We start from the raw sequence: 18,567 nt of genomic DNA, 5'->3' as shown, positions 1-18,567 counted from the left end.
TATCAGTAACAAATATATCTTTAGTTAATTAATGGAACATGAATTAACACAGCTGTCCCTTTGCCAATTTTAGAATCGTAGGTGATTTCTCCTTCAAGCAGATCGACACGCTCTCTCATCCCAATCATCCCAAAAGACTCAGGCTTCTTTTGATTGATATCAAATCCAACGCCATTGTCCTTAATCAACACGGTTACAGCAGCATTCGATATTTCTAATCTGACTTTGATTTCACATGCATTTGCATGCTTAAGTGCGTTTTGTACCGATTCCTGAATCATCCGAAACAAAGCAACCTCATATTTAGTCGGCAGACGCCGCTCTAGACCAATATTCACAAACTCAATTTTTGAGTGGTTATGATATTCTTCAATGGTTTGTAAATATTTTCTAAGGGTTGGAACAAGACCTAAATCATCAAGTGCCATTGGACGCAAATCATAGATAATTCGCCTAACCTCATAAAGAGCCGCACGGACCATTTTTTTGTAGCTATGAATCTCAGAGAATGCCTCTTCTGGACCTTGGTCTCGGTAAACTCTTTCTATTAAATCGGAGCGCATGATTACATTTGCCAGCATTTGCGCAGGACCATCGTGGATCTCCCGGGACAGCCGCTTTCGCTCTTCTTCCTGCGCTTCAATAATTTTCAAGCCGAAGTCTTGTTTTGCTTTGGCGTTTTCTAACACTTCACCCACTTGTTTTAAATCACTGGTCAAATAATTCATTACCACAGAAATTTGGGAAATGAGTTGATCTGCTCGGTCAATCGTTTCATTTAAACCGAGGAGTCTGCGTTCAAGATCATCCCTTTTTTCCAGAAGCTGTTTTTTGTACTGCCAATTAATCGAGAGGTCCATTTGTAACTGATGGGCTTTTTCATATGCTTCCCGAACCTCTTCTTCTGAATAACGTTTAAAATTCATACTAACTTCTGACAGCATCAATCGTGCCTGAAGCACTTGTTTCTCAAGCTGGTCACCTTCTTCAATGAGTTTGACCATCATTTCTTTAATACTTTCCAATTCATTAGTCATATTTTCGTAATCTTGACGGCATTGCTCACCAATTCGAAAAATATCACTTTTACTGCATGTGACTCGGTCAATCATTTCTTCACGAATTTCATCAATCGATTTCATATTAACCTGATTAATTTTCATTTCATTCCCTCCAGGGGTATTTCCCTTTAGGTCTTTTAACACATTTTAACCTTGAAATGTACCAATTGGATAATCTAATCACTTTTGTTGACCTTAAACAATAGGGAAAAGTAGTATAATAAAAGTACTCATTCTTTTTTACTATACTCATGGTAGGTTTTAATGAACTACAACTATTATATCATTCGAACATTACTACTTTATTAAAGGTATATTACAACAATATTTTTTAAAAAACTTTCTAATCCATGTATCTTCTAAGAAAATGGGTGTCGAAACACTGACTTTCTACTCCAAAGAAAGGCACAGGAAATAACTTCGCTTAGGCACTTATACCTGATAGATAGGAATGTGATTTTTCCTATTAATCAAAGAAAGGAGCTTATTATGCTTGCACAATATCTTACCGTAAAACAGACTGGTGAACATGAAATAAACATCCAGCGGTCCCGCTTTATTGCTCATATTACAAGAGCAGAAACGGAAAATGAGGCACAGGAATTCATTCAAACCATAAAAAAGCTGAATTGGGACGCCACCCATAACTGTTCTGCCTATCTTATTGGTGAACATGATCAAATCCAGAAAGCGAATGATGATGGTGAACCTAGTGGAACAGCTGGTGTACCCATCCTAGAGGTTTTGAAAAAAAGAAAGTTAAAGGACACAGTTGTCGTCATTACCCGTTACTTCGGCGGAATTAAATTAGGCGCCGGCGGGCTGATCCGTGCTTACGGCAAAGCCACCTCTGAAGGTTTAGAAACGGTCGGTATCGTCGAAAGGAAGCTTTCGCAAATTATCCATGTGAAAATTGACTACACATGGCTTGGGAAAATTGAAAAAGAACTTCGTGCCTCCGATTATAAAATAAAAGAAATTCACTATTTAGATACCGTTGAAGTAGAGACCTACGTGGTGGAAAGTCATGTCCAAACCTTCAGGGACTGGATGGTCGAGCTGACAAACGGCCAATGCGCAATGGAACAGGGAGAAACGGTTTACCTTGAAGAAGACTTTATCAGGTAAAAAGTAGTAGTTCTTGTTGTTGATTATAGGCGGTTACGATTAGAAGTACAATTGGGAAAAAAATAAGGAAAAAGTATTCAAGTCTTAAGGACAAAAGAACTTTTTCAAGAATAAAGAGGAGCTCATGGAATTGAGTTCCTCTTTCTAATAACGGATTTTAAGCAGAAACTGTTTAATTTATGCTAAAAAGTGTCTACGGGCGGTTTTTCGCTGTCGTGGTTCGTAACGTTCGGACAATATTTAACAAGGGTCGATAGTCCTTCCCCATTAAGCCAATTTTTTCTGCAATGATTTCGATTAACAAAATGATGAAACCGATTAAAAAAATCGCTCCTCCGATTCTTGCCTGAGAGTAAATCACAGCGACTAGTCCAAAAAAGGCTGCCATTGCATAAATAAGTAACACCGTCTGGCGATGGGAATAACCCAAGCGCAGCATACAGTGATGCAGATGGGATTTGTCTGGTGCAGACAGTGGCTGTTTGTTAATAATTCTCCTGATAATCGCGAAAATGGTATCCGAAATAGGCACACCCAGGATGATGACAGGAATGACAAATGAGATAAATGTTACATTTTTAAAACCAAGCAAGGATAAAACAGAAATGATGAATCCTAAAAAAAGAGCTCCTGTATCTCCCATGAAAATACTGGCCGGATGGAAATTATAGATAAGAAAGCCAAGCGTGCTTGCCAGCACAATCGATCCGACAGCTACTACGTAAAAATTCCCCTGAATGATGGCCATTCCTGATATGGTAATTAACGCAATCGATGATACCCCTGCTGCCAATCCATCCAAACCATCAATTAAATTAATGGCATTGGTAATCCCGACAATCCAAAGAATCGTAAAGGGAATACTTAGAAATCCAAATTGGAGCTGTCCCCCAAACGGCAGGTTAATAAAAACCATTTGCAAATCGCCTAAGAAAACAACGCTGCAGGCTGCAGCTAGTTGGCCAAGAAGCTTGTATTTTGCCGGTAATTCAAATAGATCATCGCAAATGCCGGTGATGATAATAATCAGGCAGCCAATCAAGATGGCGAAAGAGTACGTATTTTCGGGTTTTAGCAGGAAAATACCTACGATAAAACTAATAAATATTGCTAAGCCTCCAAGCCTTGGCATAATCGACTGATGGACTTTTCGATGATTCGGCCGATCGGTTGCGCCAATGACAAAGGCTAATTTTTTGATTAGCGGTGTTATAAGAATAGAGACCACAAAACAAACTATCAAGGTAAGATAAAGCATCAGACATCCTCCTTGTTAGTCAGTTTGTCCATTAAAGATAAAACAAAAACAAATTAGGAATAGTAAAAAACGGTAAAAGGTAAAATAATTCCCTAACTAAAAAAAGAGGCATTCCCAAAGGAATTACCTCTTTCTTCATGGACGAATTATTTGATCCAAGCTCCGTCTTTACCAAGTTTGTATTTGCCGATCTTTGTGTTAGCAGCCATACTTCCGTTACTGTATAAGAAGTACCATTTACCATTTACAAGTACCCAGCCTGTTTGCATCGCACCAGATTTGTTAAGGAAATACCACTTGTTATTTACTTTTACCCAACTAGTTTGCATTGCACCAGAGTTTGCAAGGTAATACCAAGTTTTACCATCTTTTATCCAGCCTGTTTGCATTGCACCAGAGTTTGCAAGGTAATACCAAGTTTTACCGTCTTTTACCCAGCCCGTTTTCATCGCACCGGATTCTGCAAGATAATACCAAGTATTACCGTCTTTTACCCAGCCTGTTTGCATCGCACCAGACGCTGCAAGGTAATACCACGTTTTACCGTCTTTTACCCAGCCTGTCTGCATGATACCAGACTTATTAAAGAAATACCATTTTCCATCAACTTTTACCCAGTTAATTTTCATGTCACCGTTAACTTTGTCAAGGAAGTACCACTTGCCGTTTTCTTTGTACCAGCCTGTTTTCATGGCCCCGTCTTCAGCTAAGAAATACCATTTTCCTTTATCCTGAAGCCAGCCTGTTTTCATCACGCCATCTTTATTAAAATAGTACCATTTGCCAGCTTCTTTTACCCAGCCTGTTTGCTTGGCAGCATCACTAACTTTTAGGATACGTCCTGCTATTTCCGCACTTACCGGTTGCGGTAATGATTTGAAGTACTCAATAAATCCATCTAAATCTGATACATCTGTTACACGATTTTTACCAGATTTAAGAATTGTAAAGCCATCACCGCCATCAGCCATAAAGTTGTTAACTGTGATAGAATAGTCAGTTTTTGGATCAATCGGTTTACCATTTTCTAAATAAATATCGACAACTTTGCTTCCATACGGCTTGTCATCGTTCCAAGTATATTTTAGACCAGAGATTGCCATAATCTTATTATAGCTTGGTGATGCCTGGAATTGCTGATTTAACAATGTTCTGATTTGCTCACCTGTAATGGTCATGGTGACTAAATCATTGCCAAATGGTTGGACCTTAAATAAATCACCCCAAGTGATTGTACCTTCTGGAAGTGAATTACGAATCCCACCAGAATTCATAAATCCAAAATCAGTACCAGTAACCGCACGCATTCCATCAGCAATCAGATTACCAAGAGCGGATTCACCATCCTCATTTGCATCTTTACTAATTGCAGCCGATGTTTTACCAATGACTTGGCTTACAACTGGTTTGATATCCTCTTGATAGCCATCAAGTTCGGCTTTAATTTTTGCATCCGGTGTTATTTTGCTGTGAAGTGTGTCTACAATTGCACCGTTTTTAGAGATGATATCTTGAGTAACTGGATCAATGGTTAAATCAATATCTGAGAAAGCTGTTCCATATGACCATGATTGTACTAAAAGTTTACCGTCTACTGTTGAGTTTAGATATTTATGATCATGTGCACCATAGATTACATCAACTTCTGGATCGATTGCCTTGGCCATGTCGACTACTTTTCCAGTTGGATTAGAGCCGTCAGTCGCAGATGAACCGGGATTATGCGCAAGGACAACGATTGCTTTAACACCTGCATCTTTTAATTCCTTCGAATACTTATTAACTGCTTCTACTTCATCAGTAAACTTAACACCAGCAACACCAGTTGGGGATACAATGTTTGGTGTATCAGTTGTGACGACACCGATAAAGCCAATCTTAACGCCATCAACTTCTTTTACTGTATATGGAGGCAAAATCAATTTATTTGTTTTTTCATCCACAACGTTTGCCACAACATAGTCCATGTCAGAGCCTGTAAACTTGCCATACTTTTCTTCGTATTTTTCTGTTTTAGGATGGGATCCACCATTGATTAAGCGATTCATTTCAGTAATGCCTTCGTCAAATTCGTGGTTACCAATTGTGCCAACGTCTAAACCAATTTCATTCATAAAGCGGATGGTTGGCTCGTCTTGTAATAATGCAGAGACCGGTGAACTAGCTCCAACAAGGTCACCAGCAGAAAGCATTAACGTATTGGCAGGATTTGTTGCTTCTGCTTGTTTTAAATAGGCTCCTAAGTATTCAATTCCACCGGAGTAATCGACCACTTTACCATCTTTATCTTTAATAGATCTCCAAGTATCAAGCTGGCCATGATAATCATTTATTCCTAGTAATTGAACATGAACATTTTGATCGAGTTTATATAATTCGTATCCTTCTTTCGTTGTTGAAGCACCTAGATCTGTTACTTCTGGTTGTTGATCAAGGTATGCTTTAGCATCTGGAGCAGAATGGAATACTAATTTGGCCGCGCCGCCAACAGGCGCAATTTTCCAGTTATTATCTGCGACTGGATTGATGGTGCCCTGAGCCGTGATATAATCCATTAAAATTTGACGGTTTTCGAATGGAGAATTTACGACTACCTTAGCATCCTTTAATTCAGCCAAACCGCCGCTTCCACCAGCGCGGTAGTTATTTGTTGCAATCACAAATTTCTGTGCAGGATCAACTGGTGTTCCATCCATCATCGTTAAGTTAACAACTCGCTGTCCTTTTGGCTTGGTTACATCGATTTCGTATTTAACCCCATCAAGGACATCAATGTTATACGGACGGAAATCATAATCTAGTAAGTCTTGATTTCCTTCTTTATTCGGATCAATGGTATTGAATTGTTCAGCCGATTTTTCAATCCATCTCTTTACTTGGTCGCCAGTTACTTCAAGAGCTTTTAATGTGTTGTCAAACAAGTATAAATCTGCTGCACTCTTAATACTAACATCACCAGCAGGAATATTCGTAAAGTCAGCTACACCACCGCGGCCGCCCTTAAATGGTGCTGCAGCTGAAATGACCGGATAGTCTTTATATTCTGTACCAGCGATTGCTTTTTTCACGTAATCCATTTGTGCTTCGTTTACAATTTGTAACGACGCATCATCCATGACACGTGTAAAGAAGCTGTGCATTGGAATTTGCGTTTCACCGATTTTACCACGTACATATGCAAGTGTTTCGTCATGCACCGTTTTTACATCGTTCACAATCGTTTGGTCGGCCGCTGTATCAGCACTTACCGGACGGTTAACTGATTTAGAATTGGTCTTATCAACAGTCCATTTCCCGTTTTCATCCTGAACAAGAGCTAAATCAAGGACACCAAGGTTGTTCCCCCAGAAGCCTGCTTCAACTGCCTGGACACCATTAATGGTTCCTTTTGTATTATCAATTCCAGTCTTGCCTGTGAATGAGGCATCGCCTGGGAAGTTCACATGGGCATGTCCGAAAAGCATCGCATCAATGCCAGGTACTTTTGTTAAGTCATAAACAGCATTTTCTGCTTCTTCCTGTCCTTCAGAAGCAATATCACAACCAGAGTGTGCAATCGCGACAATCACTTCAGCGCCTTCTGCCTTCATTTGTGGGATGAACTTATTCGCTTGCGCAACAATATCCTTGATGACTAGTTTTCCTGCTACGTTATCTTTATCCCAAGACATAATTTGAGGTGGTGCAAAACCAATGACACCCACTTTAACAGTTGACTTATTACCTGCTGCATCAACAATCTCTTTGTCTATTAATTTGTAAGGCGTAAAATAGTTTACATCGTTATCGGGATTAGAATCATGATCATCTTTATAAATGTTGGCGTTTACAACAGGGAATTGTACTTCCCCTAAAACATCATCTAAGTAATCTAAACCATAGTTAAATTCATGGTTTCCAACGATGGAGGCATCGTATTTTAAATAATTCATTGCTTTGAAGATAGGGTGTGTATCATTAGGTCCTAATTTATTTACTTTTGCGACATAACTTGCCAGTGGATTTCCTTGAATCGTGTCACCAGCATCAAAAAGCATCGAATTGGCCGCTTCAGATCTTGCTTGCTGAATTAATGTCGCTGTTTTAGCCAATCCATAATTCGTTACAGGTACATCTTTGAAATAATCATATGGCATTACATTGGAATGCAAATCCGTCGTTTCTAAAATACGCAGTGTTGCAGTATTACCTGTACCTGCCGCTTTTGCTGTTTGTGGAAAAATATTCATCGGAACTGTTGTTAGAGCTAATGCTACCGCTAGAGAGCTATTAAGCATTCGTTTTTTCATGCTTCTTTTTATCTGTCTCTTCACACTTCTACCGCCCTTCGACACAATTATTTGTATTGCAAGACTATTCTACTAACTATTCTTGTAGATTAATAGTCTTTTTTTGTAAAAATATCGTTAAATCCCGTAAAATGTAGGAGAAAGCAGATCCTACAAGATTCGACACAAAAATTCAATTTACGAGATGACTAAAAAAAGGTAAAATGTAAGCTGGACTTTCATTTTTAAAATTATTCAAAAAGATATATTAATATAAAGGAGAAATCACATGTCCGAATTTCAACGCTCCCTACGAGTAGTAACTAAAAAGAAAAAGGGTCGTAAAAAAAGAATTTTTATGTGGATTTTTGTTCCGCTGCTCATTGTCGTTTTAAGCGGAGCAGCATACGGGACATTCTTGCTTAAGAAAGCGGAATCCGTCGTTAACAAATCGTATAAGCCGGTAGCAGCGGCTTCCAAACGGACCACTCAGGTAAACCCCGATATGGACAATATCTCCATTCTGCTTATCGGCGTCGATGAAAGCAAAAGTCGAGCAAAACAATATGGAGACGCGGTTCGATCTGATGCTCTTTTAGTAGCGACCTTAAACAAAAAAGAAAAATCGGTAAAGCTGTTAAGTATACCACGTGACTCCTATGTATATATCCCAGGAAAAGACAAGTATGATAAAATCACTCACGCCCATGCGTACGGTGGACCTAAAATGACGATTGAAACCGTCCAAGAGCTTCTTGATATTCCCATTGATTATTATGTAAAAGTTAACTTTTATGCATTCATTGATGCAGTTAATGCTTTAGATGGTATTAAAGTAGAAGTGCCTTATGCAATATCTGAAAAAGATTCAGAAGATCATCACGATGCAATTAAATTAAAACCAGGTGTACAAACATTAACGGGTGAAGAAGCACTTGCCTTAGCCAGAACGCGCCACCAAGATACAGATGTGATGCGCGGGATGAGGCAGCAGGAAATTCTTAAAGCCATCATGAAAAAGGCTCTATCAGTTAAATCCTTAACCAAACATACCGACTTGATTGAAGCGGTTGGAGACAATATGGAAACGGACATGTCATTTAATGATATGAAATCATTATTGGATTATGGTCTTGCTGGCAGCGGTTTAACCATTGATACCATAAATTTAAAAGGTGCCGATGATTATATCAATAATATTTATTATTATAAGCTAGATGATGCAAGCCTTGAAGAAACAAAACAAACGTTGAAAGCTCATTTAGATGCCGATTCCAACACAGCAGCATCGAGCACAAATGATGAAGACAGTAATGAAGGACAGGATGATTCCTCCTCAAGTACTAATGAATAGATAAGAAAAACCGCGTCACAAATGTGATAGCGGTTTTTTTCATACTTGGGATCTTTTCGATATAAAAAGAGGATGTCTCAAAAGGGTCTGACCTTTTGTTTTGAGACATCCTCTCTCGTTTTATCTATTTCGGGTTGGTGTAGCAAGCAAGAGGCGCAACATTTTAATTAATGGCCGGTAGTTCTTGCCGACAAGGCCAATCATTTCGGCAAATAATTCAATCATGATTAATAATATCACGATGAAGAAAAAGCCGCCCAAAAGCTTTGCTTGTGAAAAAATGATTGCAGCTAATCCGAAGAATGCAGCCATTGCATATATAATCAGTACGGTCTGGCGATGGGTAAAGCCCGACCGCAGCAAGCAGTGATGTAAATGCGATTTATCTGGTGCCGATAATGGCTTCTTATTGACAATTCGGCGAAGAATCGCAAAGAATGTATCAGAAATTGGTACTCCGAGAATAATAATTGGAACGATAAAAGAAATGACTGTGACATTTTTAAAACCTAGTAAGGATAATACGGAAATCATAAATCCAAGGAATAGCGCACCCGTATCTCCCATAAAAATTTTGGCCGGATGGAAATTGTAAATTAAAAAGCCAAGTGTACTTGCTAAAACGACAGATGCAACAGCTGTTACAAATCCATCCCCCATGATGATCGCCATTCCAGAAATGGTAATGAGGGCGATTGATGATACACCTGCAGCTAGTCCATCTAAACCATCAATAAGGTTGATTGCATTGGTGATTCCCACAATCCAAATAATCGTTAATGGTATACTAAAGTATCCGAATTCGATTTGACCGCCAAATGGTAAATTAATAAATTGAACATGGACGCCGCCCCAAATAACTACGATGGAAGCAGCCGCAATTTGCGCAATAAATTTTACTTTTGCGGAAAGTTCGTACATATCATCAAGAATTCCAGTAATGATGATGATGATACTTCCGATGATGATTGGCATTGCGTATGGTCCTCCTGGACGAAGAATCAACATACCAATAATAAAACTTACATAAATAGCTAAGCCACCCAGTCGCGGCATTATTTTCTGATGAACTTTTCTTTGATTTGGTTTATCTGTTGCCCCTATTTTAAAGGCGAGTTTTTTAACTAATGGTGTAAGAAGAATCGAACATATAAAACTTATAACCATGGTGACATAAATCATATTAATCCTCCCTCATAGTTTTCCTGCATAAAGCTTTACTAATAAGCTGACAGGATAGGGATAGTAACGATCAGATTTCTATTATAAGAACTTGCTATTTTTGTAGATTCTTGAAACTTAATTGCCCATATGGATTATATCATATGTGTTCTTTTTATCAAGTAGAAATCCTTGGTTGGGTTAGCTTAAATCAACCAATATATGAAACTTTTATACATACGTAAATGTCAAATGAAAATGGAACGCCTCGCGGGCTCCATTTTCATTCCTTTTTTCCTCTGTTACCAGAAAACTGCTTTGGTACTGTAATTAATGACTTCTTTTTCCTTCTTTACCTTGATAGAGAGCAATAACTCGTTCAGTCATGATGGTTTGGTCGTTTTGTTCCGCCATTTCTAATCCATGGCGAATGAGGTCTTGTTTGATTGTTTCCGAATTCAAGACCGTTTGCATACCTTCTTTTAATGAATGTGAATTTTCAACTTCAACAAGCCAGCCATTTCCATCCTTAAGTAAGTATTTCAGACCGCCGACCTTGGTACCCACCACTGGTGTCCCACACGCCATGGCTTCTAAGGCTACTAGACCAAATCCCTCAATATGTGAGGGAAGAACAAAAAGTTCAGCTGCCCCAATCCACAGAGCCACATCATCTTGGGATTTTGTGCCGAGAAAATGGATGCTCTCGGTCAATTCTTTCTGTGCAATAAGCTTTGTTAATGATTGAAAGTACCCCTGGTCTTTATTGGATCCAATTATGTACAATTCATATGCTGCATTTTCCCTCTTCAAATCGGCGAATGCTTCTATCAGTTCATTTAAACCTTTTTGTTCAATAATATTACCTACAAATAGTAATGGTGTGACGACTTGTGGAATACCGCAACGGGAGCGGGCAACTGTTTTATCTACCGGATGAAACACGTCTCGATTGACGCCCATGTTGATAAGGGAAAGCTTTTCTGACGGCACCCCAAAATCCTTTTCAAGGGTGGTATACAATTCTTGGCCAACAGCAATGACGTGATCCGCATCATCTAAGATGCTTTTGGTCATATTAAAAATTCGTTCACTTTTTTTGACCATTTTATCGATATCACCGCCATGCGCGGTCACAATAAAACGAGCTCCATATAGCTTTTTATACCATTTTGCCAGCCAGCCGCTTGGAAATACATAATGAGCATGCACTACTGTAGTTCTATTCCCTTTTAAAAGCAAATGAAACAAGAAGGTGAAGGCCCATTTTCCATACTTCTTAAGCAAATTCAGACGGCCTTTGTTAGGATTATCAATGGCAATGACATCTACGAAAAGGCCCTGGCTTCTCAGTGCCTCTACTTGGTTCTTGACAAAAATCCCAAAGCTTTTGTGATTACTGGTTGGATACATATTTGAGATGACTGTTACTTTGTTTTTCATGAGATCTCCTCATTTTGGTACAATGACCACTTTATTGTCCTTAATATACCATGAAATTTGACGAAACACACATCCCATAAGTTTCATTTTGTTGGTTTAGATAAAAAATTGACATTTTTCAACATCCATTCGACAATATCTAATGTATTCTTTAGTATGCTATAATATTTTCATGGTTTTATCACGATTAGGAGGTCCAAAGTGGTCTGTTATGACTAATAAAAAAGAGACGATTGCATATTTGTTTTTTGGCGTGCTTACAACCGCCATTAATATCGTTTGTTATGCGATTTTAACCAAACTATTTCAGATGGATTATAAGCTGGCCACAACCATTTCGTGGATTATATCCGTGATCTTTGCATTTTTCACAAACAAACTATACGTTTTTAGGAGCAATAAAATGGACCTCACAGGGGTCATAAAGGAATTTACGTCCTTTACGTTTTTCCGGTTACTATCCTATTTTTTAGATCTAGTAACGATGATTCTGTGCGTGGAATACCTGAGGATGGATGATTTTATTGCTAAACTTGCTGCTAATGTCCTAGTCATCATTTTTAATTATTTTGCCAGTAAATATGTCGTGTTTAAAAAGACAGATAAACAAAAAGGGTAAAGAAATAGGAGACTCCCGCAAATCCGTCATCGACGAATTTTGAGGAGTCTCCTTTTTTTGTTTGTAGATCCAAACTCATATTAGAGATCGGACTCTGTACTGCCGGCACCTTTTTGAAAAACGATTGCTAGAAGAATAAAGTAGAACATCATAAAGGTATCATTTTCTAAAATATTATATACAGTTCCACCCACAATTAACGCAATAAACAAATAAGAAAGTAATGGTCCGTAGAACTTCTTTCTATTTTTCCATGTTGGGATAAGTAAGAAGTAACCAATGAAAAGAATAGCCAGCATGCCTAACGCACCTGTTTCCGCAAGGATTAAGATATATTGATTATCAGAATAAAAATCAAAATCGATGTTGTATTCCTCGTAAATAGGTGACGAGTAAGCAAGAGTTGCTGCACCGCCAAAGGTTCCAAACCCCGTCCCAATAATCGGATGGTCTGCAAATATCTCAATGGCCTTTTTCACTCGATAGATACGGCCACTCGTATTACTTTGATCGAGCGTTTCTTCGGAAAAAGTATTTTTGAATCGTTTACTTCCTTCGTCGGATTCTGACTTCTTTTCGACATGACCACTATTATCCATTGATAAGTAATGGTTAAAATATTGAGTTGAAGCTAGGTTGGCCCCGATAAATAGACCATAAGAAATAATGGCTACTATTCCCATGGAAACAAATGGTTTCCATTTACGATTAATGACAATATATACAAATAGAAATACGAAGAGGGTCAACAAGGTTCCTCGCGAGTAAGTAAGCAAGATCGTTGTTCCCATTAAAGTTAACCCTGCGTAAATCAGATAACGCATGCCTCCGCTAACCCGTTTTAACAAGAACAGCGAAATGATAAAAGCAATTAATAAGTAAAGTGATAGCTCATTCGGTCCTTTAAGTAATCCATAGACCCTAATTCGATTGGTCGGAGACAACCACCACTCCTGCCATTCTTGCGGCATTAACATCGTCTTATTAGAGATTTTTTCAACAATTCCCTGTACGGATAGGACTACACCTACAACAAAGGTTGTGATTGACATCTTGCGAATGGTATCCATTGAGATTTCCATCCGTTTGACAATATAAAAAAGTAAATAGAAGAGATAATAGGCCCGCAACTGGACAATGATTGCCTTAAGTGAAACCCCTGTTAGAAGGGCAGAAACCACACCGATAATGGCAAATGCAAAAAAGGCCCATTCAAACGGATGAAAAGATATGAGTTTTTTTATATCCTTCCGATAATCGTAAAACGTTCTAATTAGCAGTAATCCAATGATCACATCACCAATAATCTTAAAACCTGGATTCATCGTAATTAAAAATGGTCGAATGGGAATGAGAATAAGCAGAAAGAGAATCCCTGTTTCTTTTCTCATAAAGGAAAGGATGGCAACAAATAAAGACAAAGCCATGGCCACCTTCGTATTCCCTGCCATTGTACCTGCTGCAACTGCAAGTATTCCTATTATTAATAGCAATAGGTTGTTTCGAAGTAATTTCATTGATTTGTACCCCTATTTATAATTTTAGTTCTCATAAAGTGCCTTTGTTTTCTCTATCATTTTTTCAAAAGTAAAATGGTCGTCAAAATACTTTCTTCCATCACTTGAAAGTCTCTTAACAAGCTCCTGGTCCGTTAAAAGACCATATAACGTGGCAGCTAATTCAGTCTCATCACCGTATTCCACAAGTAAACCAGATTCACCGTGTTTAATAATTTCCGGTATACCGCCAATCTTTGTGCCAACCACAACCCGACTATAGGATAATGCCTCAATCGGCACATAGGGAAATGCATCGTTACTTGATGGGACAACGATAATATCACTATTTGGAAATAGTATTTCCTTATCTGAACAAAACCCTTTAAATTGGACAAAATTTTCTAATTTGAGTTCTTTGACGAGGGAAATTAATTCATCACGCTGCGGCCCGTCTCCATAAATATGGCACTCCCATTTCATTGCAGGGTGCAATTTCAGTAATTGCGCTAAACTCTTGATTAAAAAGACTTGCCCTTTTTCTTCCCGAAGGCGTCCAATGACGGATATAACAGGAACCTCTCTCAATCCCTGCATGGGATGGGATTCAACCGGTGCCTTAACACCATTATAAATTAATTGCAGTTTTTTCTTTGAAACACCCTTTTTTTGTAACTGCTCATACATAAAACGGGAAACAGTTATGACTTTATCATTAAAAGAAGTCATGATTTTATTTAAACTGCGAATACCAATGCCCATTGGCACATTCACATGATAGGTCCAAATCACCTTACAGTTTGCTCCCAGCAATTTTGCTAAAATGCCAAGATAATTTTCCCGTAAAAAGCTGGCATGGACCACATCCACTTTTTCCACTTGAATAATGTTCTTGATTTGTTTCGCGGCATGTAAATCAAAAGGACCGTTCATCGTAACCTGATACATTTTAACCTTGGTACGTTTGAACTCTTCTAGACCGGGACCCTCTTCCGAGTATATAAAAACACAGTTCTCAGGCCCTGTTGAATCGATTAAATCTAAGACGTACTTTTCCGTTCCACCATTGCCCACGAAATTTAATAAATATAGAACTTTTGCCAATAGAAGCACCTCTGCATGTGGAAGTATGATTGTGAATGATACAAATCAAATTTCATGTTATCGTTAATCCGTTGATTTATCAAGTAAAAACTGGTGTTTTTTCACGAAGAATGTCGAATGAGTTCGAAAAAGAGAGAATGCAATGATGCATTCTCTCAAGCTTCCATCTTATTGGATCCATGCTCCATCTTTCCCAAGTCGATAGGAGCCAATTTTCGTATTAGCTGCCATTCGACCGTCATTATATAGATAATACCACTTAGAGCCAATAACGACCCAACCGGTTTTCATCACTCCACTTTTATCTAAATAATACCAATTTTTGTTATTTAGCAGCCAGCCCGTTTGCATAACTCCGCTTTTATCTAAATAGTACCAGCTTTTATTATTTAACAGCCAGCCCGTTTGCATCGCTCCACTTTTATCTAAATAGTACCAACTTTTATTATTTAGCAGCCAGCCCGTTTGCATCGCTCCACTACTCGTCATGTAGTACCATTTATGCTGATCACTTACCCAGCCAACCTTCATCATTCCACTTTGGTCAAGGTAATACCATTTGCCGCTGTCTTTCAACCAGCCAATTGCCAACGCGCCATTGCTGTGGAGATAATACCATTTAGTCTTGTCTTTTATCCAGCCGGTTTGCATGACACCATCAGGGTTAAAGAAGTACCATTTAGTTTGGTAGTTGAGCCAGCCGGTAACCTTTTCACCTGTTGCAGAGTCATAGTAATAATAGTTATTACCATCTAAAATCCAGCCCTTGTACTTATCCGTTTTCAGGGTTACTTTAATTGGCAGAGACTCGTTGTTCCAAGCATCAACAGCCGTAATCTCAAAGGTATAATCAGTATTTCCCTTTAATTTAGTAATGGTTGCAGTATAATTCTCCGGTGTGGTCTCCTCCCAGTACTTTGTATAAATAGTCTGGATAACCGTTCCATCTTGTTTAATTAAATATTTATCGACCTTTGTGTTATCCTGTGCTGAAGGCCAGGAAATGGCCGCTGTTGTTTCTGTAACAGCATCGGCATAACCTTTTGCATTCCAGCCAAAAACAGGTCTTTGATCGTCTGCGATTGTTTTCTCAAATGGAAGTTTAACCGTATAGTTGTTTATCCACGTATGATTGCTAAATTCCCGTGCCTTAATTTCAACCTTATCATCATAGACATTAACCAACAATCCCTGTGAAAAAGCTGCTGGCGCATTTCCATTTTCGTAAAGTGTATAGGCTATTGCCCCTGTATTAATCATCGTAAACCCATCCTGATAAACCGTTCTTGGATGTTGGAGCAGATAATGTAAATGTCCTGAGAATAATAGGGCTTGCGGATATTTCTGAAGGATTCCCTTTAACCTGCCATCGCGTAAAGCCCCGCCCCATTCTTCACTGCCATACACGGTGTCATCGATCGGAAAATGAAGAAAAACAAATATCGGTTTATTTGACTCCGCCCCTTCACTTAAGGCATTTTCAAGCCATTGATATTGTGCATCAGATATTTTAGCAACATCGATGCCTCCATTGATAATCTTCGATTCCTCGCTCCCGATGACAATGAAATGATATTGACTAGCATTGGCCCCTTTGACCCACTTATCGTAGTAAAGACCTGGTACACCCGTTTTAGTAATAAATCGGTCTATAAACAGTTGATCTGTATACTGTGGGTTAGGCCAGTAAACATTTTCAAAGAATTCATGATTGCCCATTGCTAAGATTTTCTCAGCCCTAGGATTTCCGTATAGGCCTAACAGTTTATTAAATTCATCATATTGCGTATCTAACCCTTGATCCGTCATATCACCTACGATTGCCATAGCCTGATAATTTGGTGCAAGATACTTATAATCTTCTAATGCACTTTTAAATCTCGTTTGCCGTTGTGATAGATCTAAATTGATATGAACATCACTCATGATTGGAATTTGCAAGTTGGGCTTCGAATCATTATTAGCGAATGCCGTCGTTTGAAAAAATTGCAAAAATCCAATCAGAAGCGCGAATGTAATAAGTTTTTTAAACATGGACATTCCCCTTATCTGTATGGAATAAGGATACAGGAAGATATTTCCATATATCTACTAAAATATTCAATTTCAATAATAGCATAGTATAAAACTATTTTTAAAAGGATTATGGGGCATTTATAAGAATTATTTTGTCCTAGAATTGGGTGATATATAAAAAAACACAGAGGTTAAGCTCTGCGTTTTCTCAAATTGTATAACTTCATAATAAGGCTGAGTGCAAATTTCTCACGTAATAAAAGTAATACAACTACATATACTAAAATCCCTGCCAATACTTTAATGATAATGGACAACAACAGGGAAAAATGAACGTATAACGTGGATTGGTAGGCTGCGATTGCCATGATTACCGAGGCCAGTAAATACATCATGATTGCTTGTTTTGAACGGAATGGTAAGTCAAGGACATCCTTTAAAAACCACAATTGAATGCATAAAATGAGTCCCTCTGTGATCGTTGTCGCAATGGCCGCCCCTACTGCACCGTAGCGAGGGATGAGTACAAGGTTGAGAATAAAGTTTAAGACAGCCCCTATCACGATGGGAAGCGTATATTCTTTATTTTTTTTCATCGGAACTAGATACCAGGAACCAAAAATAACCCCTAAAGATTTAAAGATGATGATAGGAGCCATAATCATTGCAATGGTCCCGCTCGCTGTAAATTTATCGCCTAAAAACCATAGGACGAAATCCTTCGAAATGACAAAGAAACCAAACGTGATTGGCAGGACAAGAAAACTTGACATGGTAATCCCATCACGGAGTACCTGAACCAGTTTTTCAAACTTTTTCTCGGCAATTAACGAAGAAGTCCTCGGCAGCATGACAACGCCTGAAATATTAATCAATGACGAAATCATATAGACAATCTTATAGGATTGCTCATAGTAACCCACTTGAGCTGTTGTAGACATGATCCCGAGCATGGTTTTATCCAAAACGGAATAAATCATTGCTGAAAAGCTCGGAATAAACAAAATCACCATCTGAAGAAAATGCCGCTTATATTTAAGCAGGCGTGCGGTAAAGTGGACGAACTGATTCAAACGATAAAAGAGGGCAATATTTCCGATTAGGACAGCCGCTCCCATTATAATGGTATATAAAATTAGGTCATTTTCATCTTTCACAAAAATAAACACGCTGCCAAAGCCAATTAACTTCAAAGAGATATTTCGCGTGACGACCTTTTTAAATTCCTCTAAGCCTTGAAAAAGCCAAGTGATATCAAAAAACGCTGCAATTAGATGTAGTGACTGCCAATAAAAAACGGCATCTCCGTTCCAAACAATGGGGACACAAATAAAGTAAGTTACAGTAGCAATAATTAAAAGACCTGTCCGAATCAGAAAAATTTCACTAAAAGAGCGATTGAGCTGCTCTGAATTTCCTTTTACACTGGCGATTTCCCTAATGGCATACAAATTAGAGCCAAGCAAAAAGATATTAATAAACAAGGTAATATAAGAAAAGCTGTAGCTGTAATGGCCTACGCCTTGAGGACCTAATATCCTCGAAATATAAGGAATCGTTAAAAATGGCAGTCCGAGCAGGATAAACTGCTGCAACAGAACATATTGAAAATTCTTTTTCACAGTTGACATTATAAAACCTCATCTCTTCGAAATAACA

The 18,567-nt window shown here is 38.4% G+C and carries 12 protein-coding genes; 3 read left to right on the top strand and 9 right to left on the bottom strand.

Annotated features, from left to right (window positions below):
- Window positions 1–20: 20 nt before the first annotated feature.
- On the bottom strand, window positions 21–1,163 hold the full coding sequence (locus AC3ANL_RS04440) for a sensor histidine kinase (protein ID WP_488328059.1): 1,143 nt from the start codon (window positions 1,161–1,163) through the stop codon (window positions 21–23).
- 387 nt (window positions 1,164–1,550) lie between these two features.
- On the opposite strand from AC3ANL_RS04440, the gene AC3ANL_RS04435 reads away from it, so the two are divergent.
- Complete coding sequence (locus tag AC3ANL_RS04435) at window positions 1,551–2,189, top strand: YigZ family protein (RefSeq protein WP_488328058.1); 639 nt, start codon at window positions 1,551–1,553, stop codon at window positions 2,187–2,189.
- Between the two features lie 193 nt (window positions 2,190–2,382).
- Here AC3ANL_RS04435 and AC3ANL_RS04430 read toward each other — a convergent pair whose 3' ends face one another.
- The gene (locus AC3ANL_RS04430) at window positions 2,383–3,447 is read right to left on the bottom strand and encodes a glycosyltransferase family 4 protein (RefSeq protein WP_488328057.1); all 1,065 of its coding nucleotides are present in this window, start codon (window positions 3,445–3,447) and stop codon (window positions 2,383–2,385) included.
- A 146-nt stretch (window positions 3,448–3,593) separates the two neighbouring features.
- Complete coding sequence (locus AC3ANL_RS04425) at window positions 3,594–7,760, bottom strand: bifunctional 2',3'-cyclic-nucleotide 2'-phosphodiesterase/3'-nucleotidase (RefSeq protein WP_488328056.1); 4,167 nt, start codon at window positions 7,758–7,760, stop codon at window positions 3,594–3,596.
- A 244-nt stretch (window positions 7,761–8,004) separates the two neighbouring features.
- Here AC3ANL_RS04425 and AC3ANL_RS04420 point away from each other — a divergent pair, with 244 nt between their 5' ends.
- Window positions 8,005–9,069, top strand: coding sequence for an LCP family protein (locus AC3ANL_RS04420; RefSeq protein WP_488328055.1), 1,065 nt, complete (start codon window positions 8,005–8,007; stop codon window positions 9,067–9,069).
- A gap of 120 nt (window positions 9,070–9,189) precedes the next feature.
- Here the strand turns inward: AC3ANL_RS04420 and AC3ANL_RS04415 are convergent, their stop codons facing one another.
- Entirely contained in the window at window positions 9,190–10,251 is a 1,062-nt protein-coding gene (locus tag AC3ANL_RS04415) for a glycosyltransferase family 4 protein (protein ID WP_488328054.1), read from the bottom strand.
- A gap of 309 nt (window positions 10,252–10,560) precedes the next feature.
- The gene (locus AC3ANL_RS04410) at window positions 10,561–11,673 is read right to left on the bottom strand and encodes a glycosyltransferase (RefSeq protein ID WP_488328053.1); all 1,113 of its coding nucleotides are present in this window, start codon (window positions 11,671–11,673) and stop codon (window positions 10,561–10,563) included.
- A gap of 211 nt (window positions 11,674–11,884) precedes the next feature.
- On the opposite strand from AC3ANL_RS04410, the gene AC3ANL_RS04405 reads away from it, so the two are divergent.
- Window positions 11,885–12,292, top strand: coding sequence for a GtrA family protein (locus tag AC3ANL_RS04405; RefSeq protein ID WP_488328052.1), 408 nt, complete (start codon window positions 11,885–11,887; stop codon window positions 12,290–12,292).
- An 80-nt stretch (window positions 12,293–12,372) separates the two neighbouring features.
- Here AC3ANL_RS04405 and AC3ANL_RS04400 read toward each other — a convergent pair whose 3' ends face one another.
- The 4 genes from AC3ANL_RS04400 to AC3ANL_RS04385 form a co-directional block, all read right to left on the bottom strand.
- Window positions 12,373–13,809 (bottom strand): O-antigen ligase family protein, encoded by a 1,437-nt coding sequence (locus tag AC3ANL_RS04400; RefSeq protein WP_488328051.1) that lies wholly within the window; start codon window positions 13,807–13,809, stop codon window positions 12,373–12,375.
- A gap of 24 nt (window positions 13,810–13,833) precedes the next feature.
- Window positions 13,834–14,892, bottom strand: a complete 1,059-nt coding sequence (locus AC3ANL_RS04395; protein WP_488328050.1) for a glycosyltransferase family 4 protein — start codon at window positions 14,890–14,892, stop codon at window positions 13,834–13,836.
- A gap of 168 nt (window positions 14,893–15,060) precedes the next feature.
- Window positions 15,061–16,926 (bottom strand): metallophosphoesterase, encoded by a 1,866-nt coding sequence (locus AC3ANL_RS04390; RefSeq protein ID WP_488328049.1) that lies wholly within the window; start codon window positions 16,924–16,926, stop codon window positions 15,061–15,063.
- 173 nt (window positions 16,927–17,099) lie between these two features.
- Window positions 17,100–18,539 (bottom strand): flippase, encoded by a 1,440-nt coding sequence (locus tag AC3ANL_RS04385; protein WP_488328048.1) that lies wholly within the window; start codon window positions 18,537–18,539, stop codon window positions 17,100–17,102.
- Window positions 18,540–18,567: the final 28 nt, after the last annotated feature.

This window comes from Neobacillus sp. DHD-1R (genome assembly GCF_057747995.1).
Note: the sequence above shows the minus strand (reverse complement) of the source record. Positions and strands in the feature narration are given on the sequence as shown.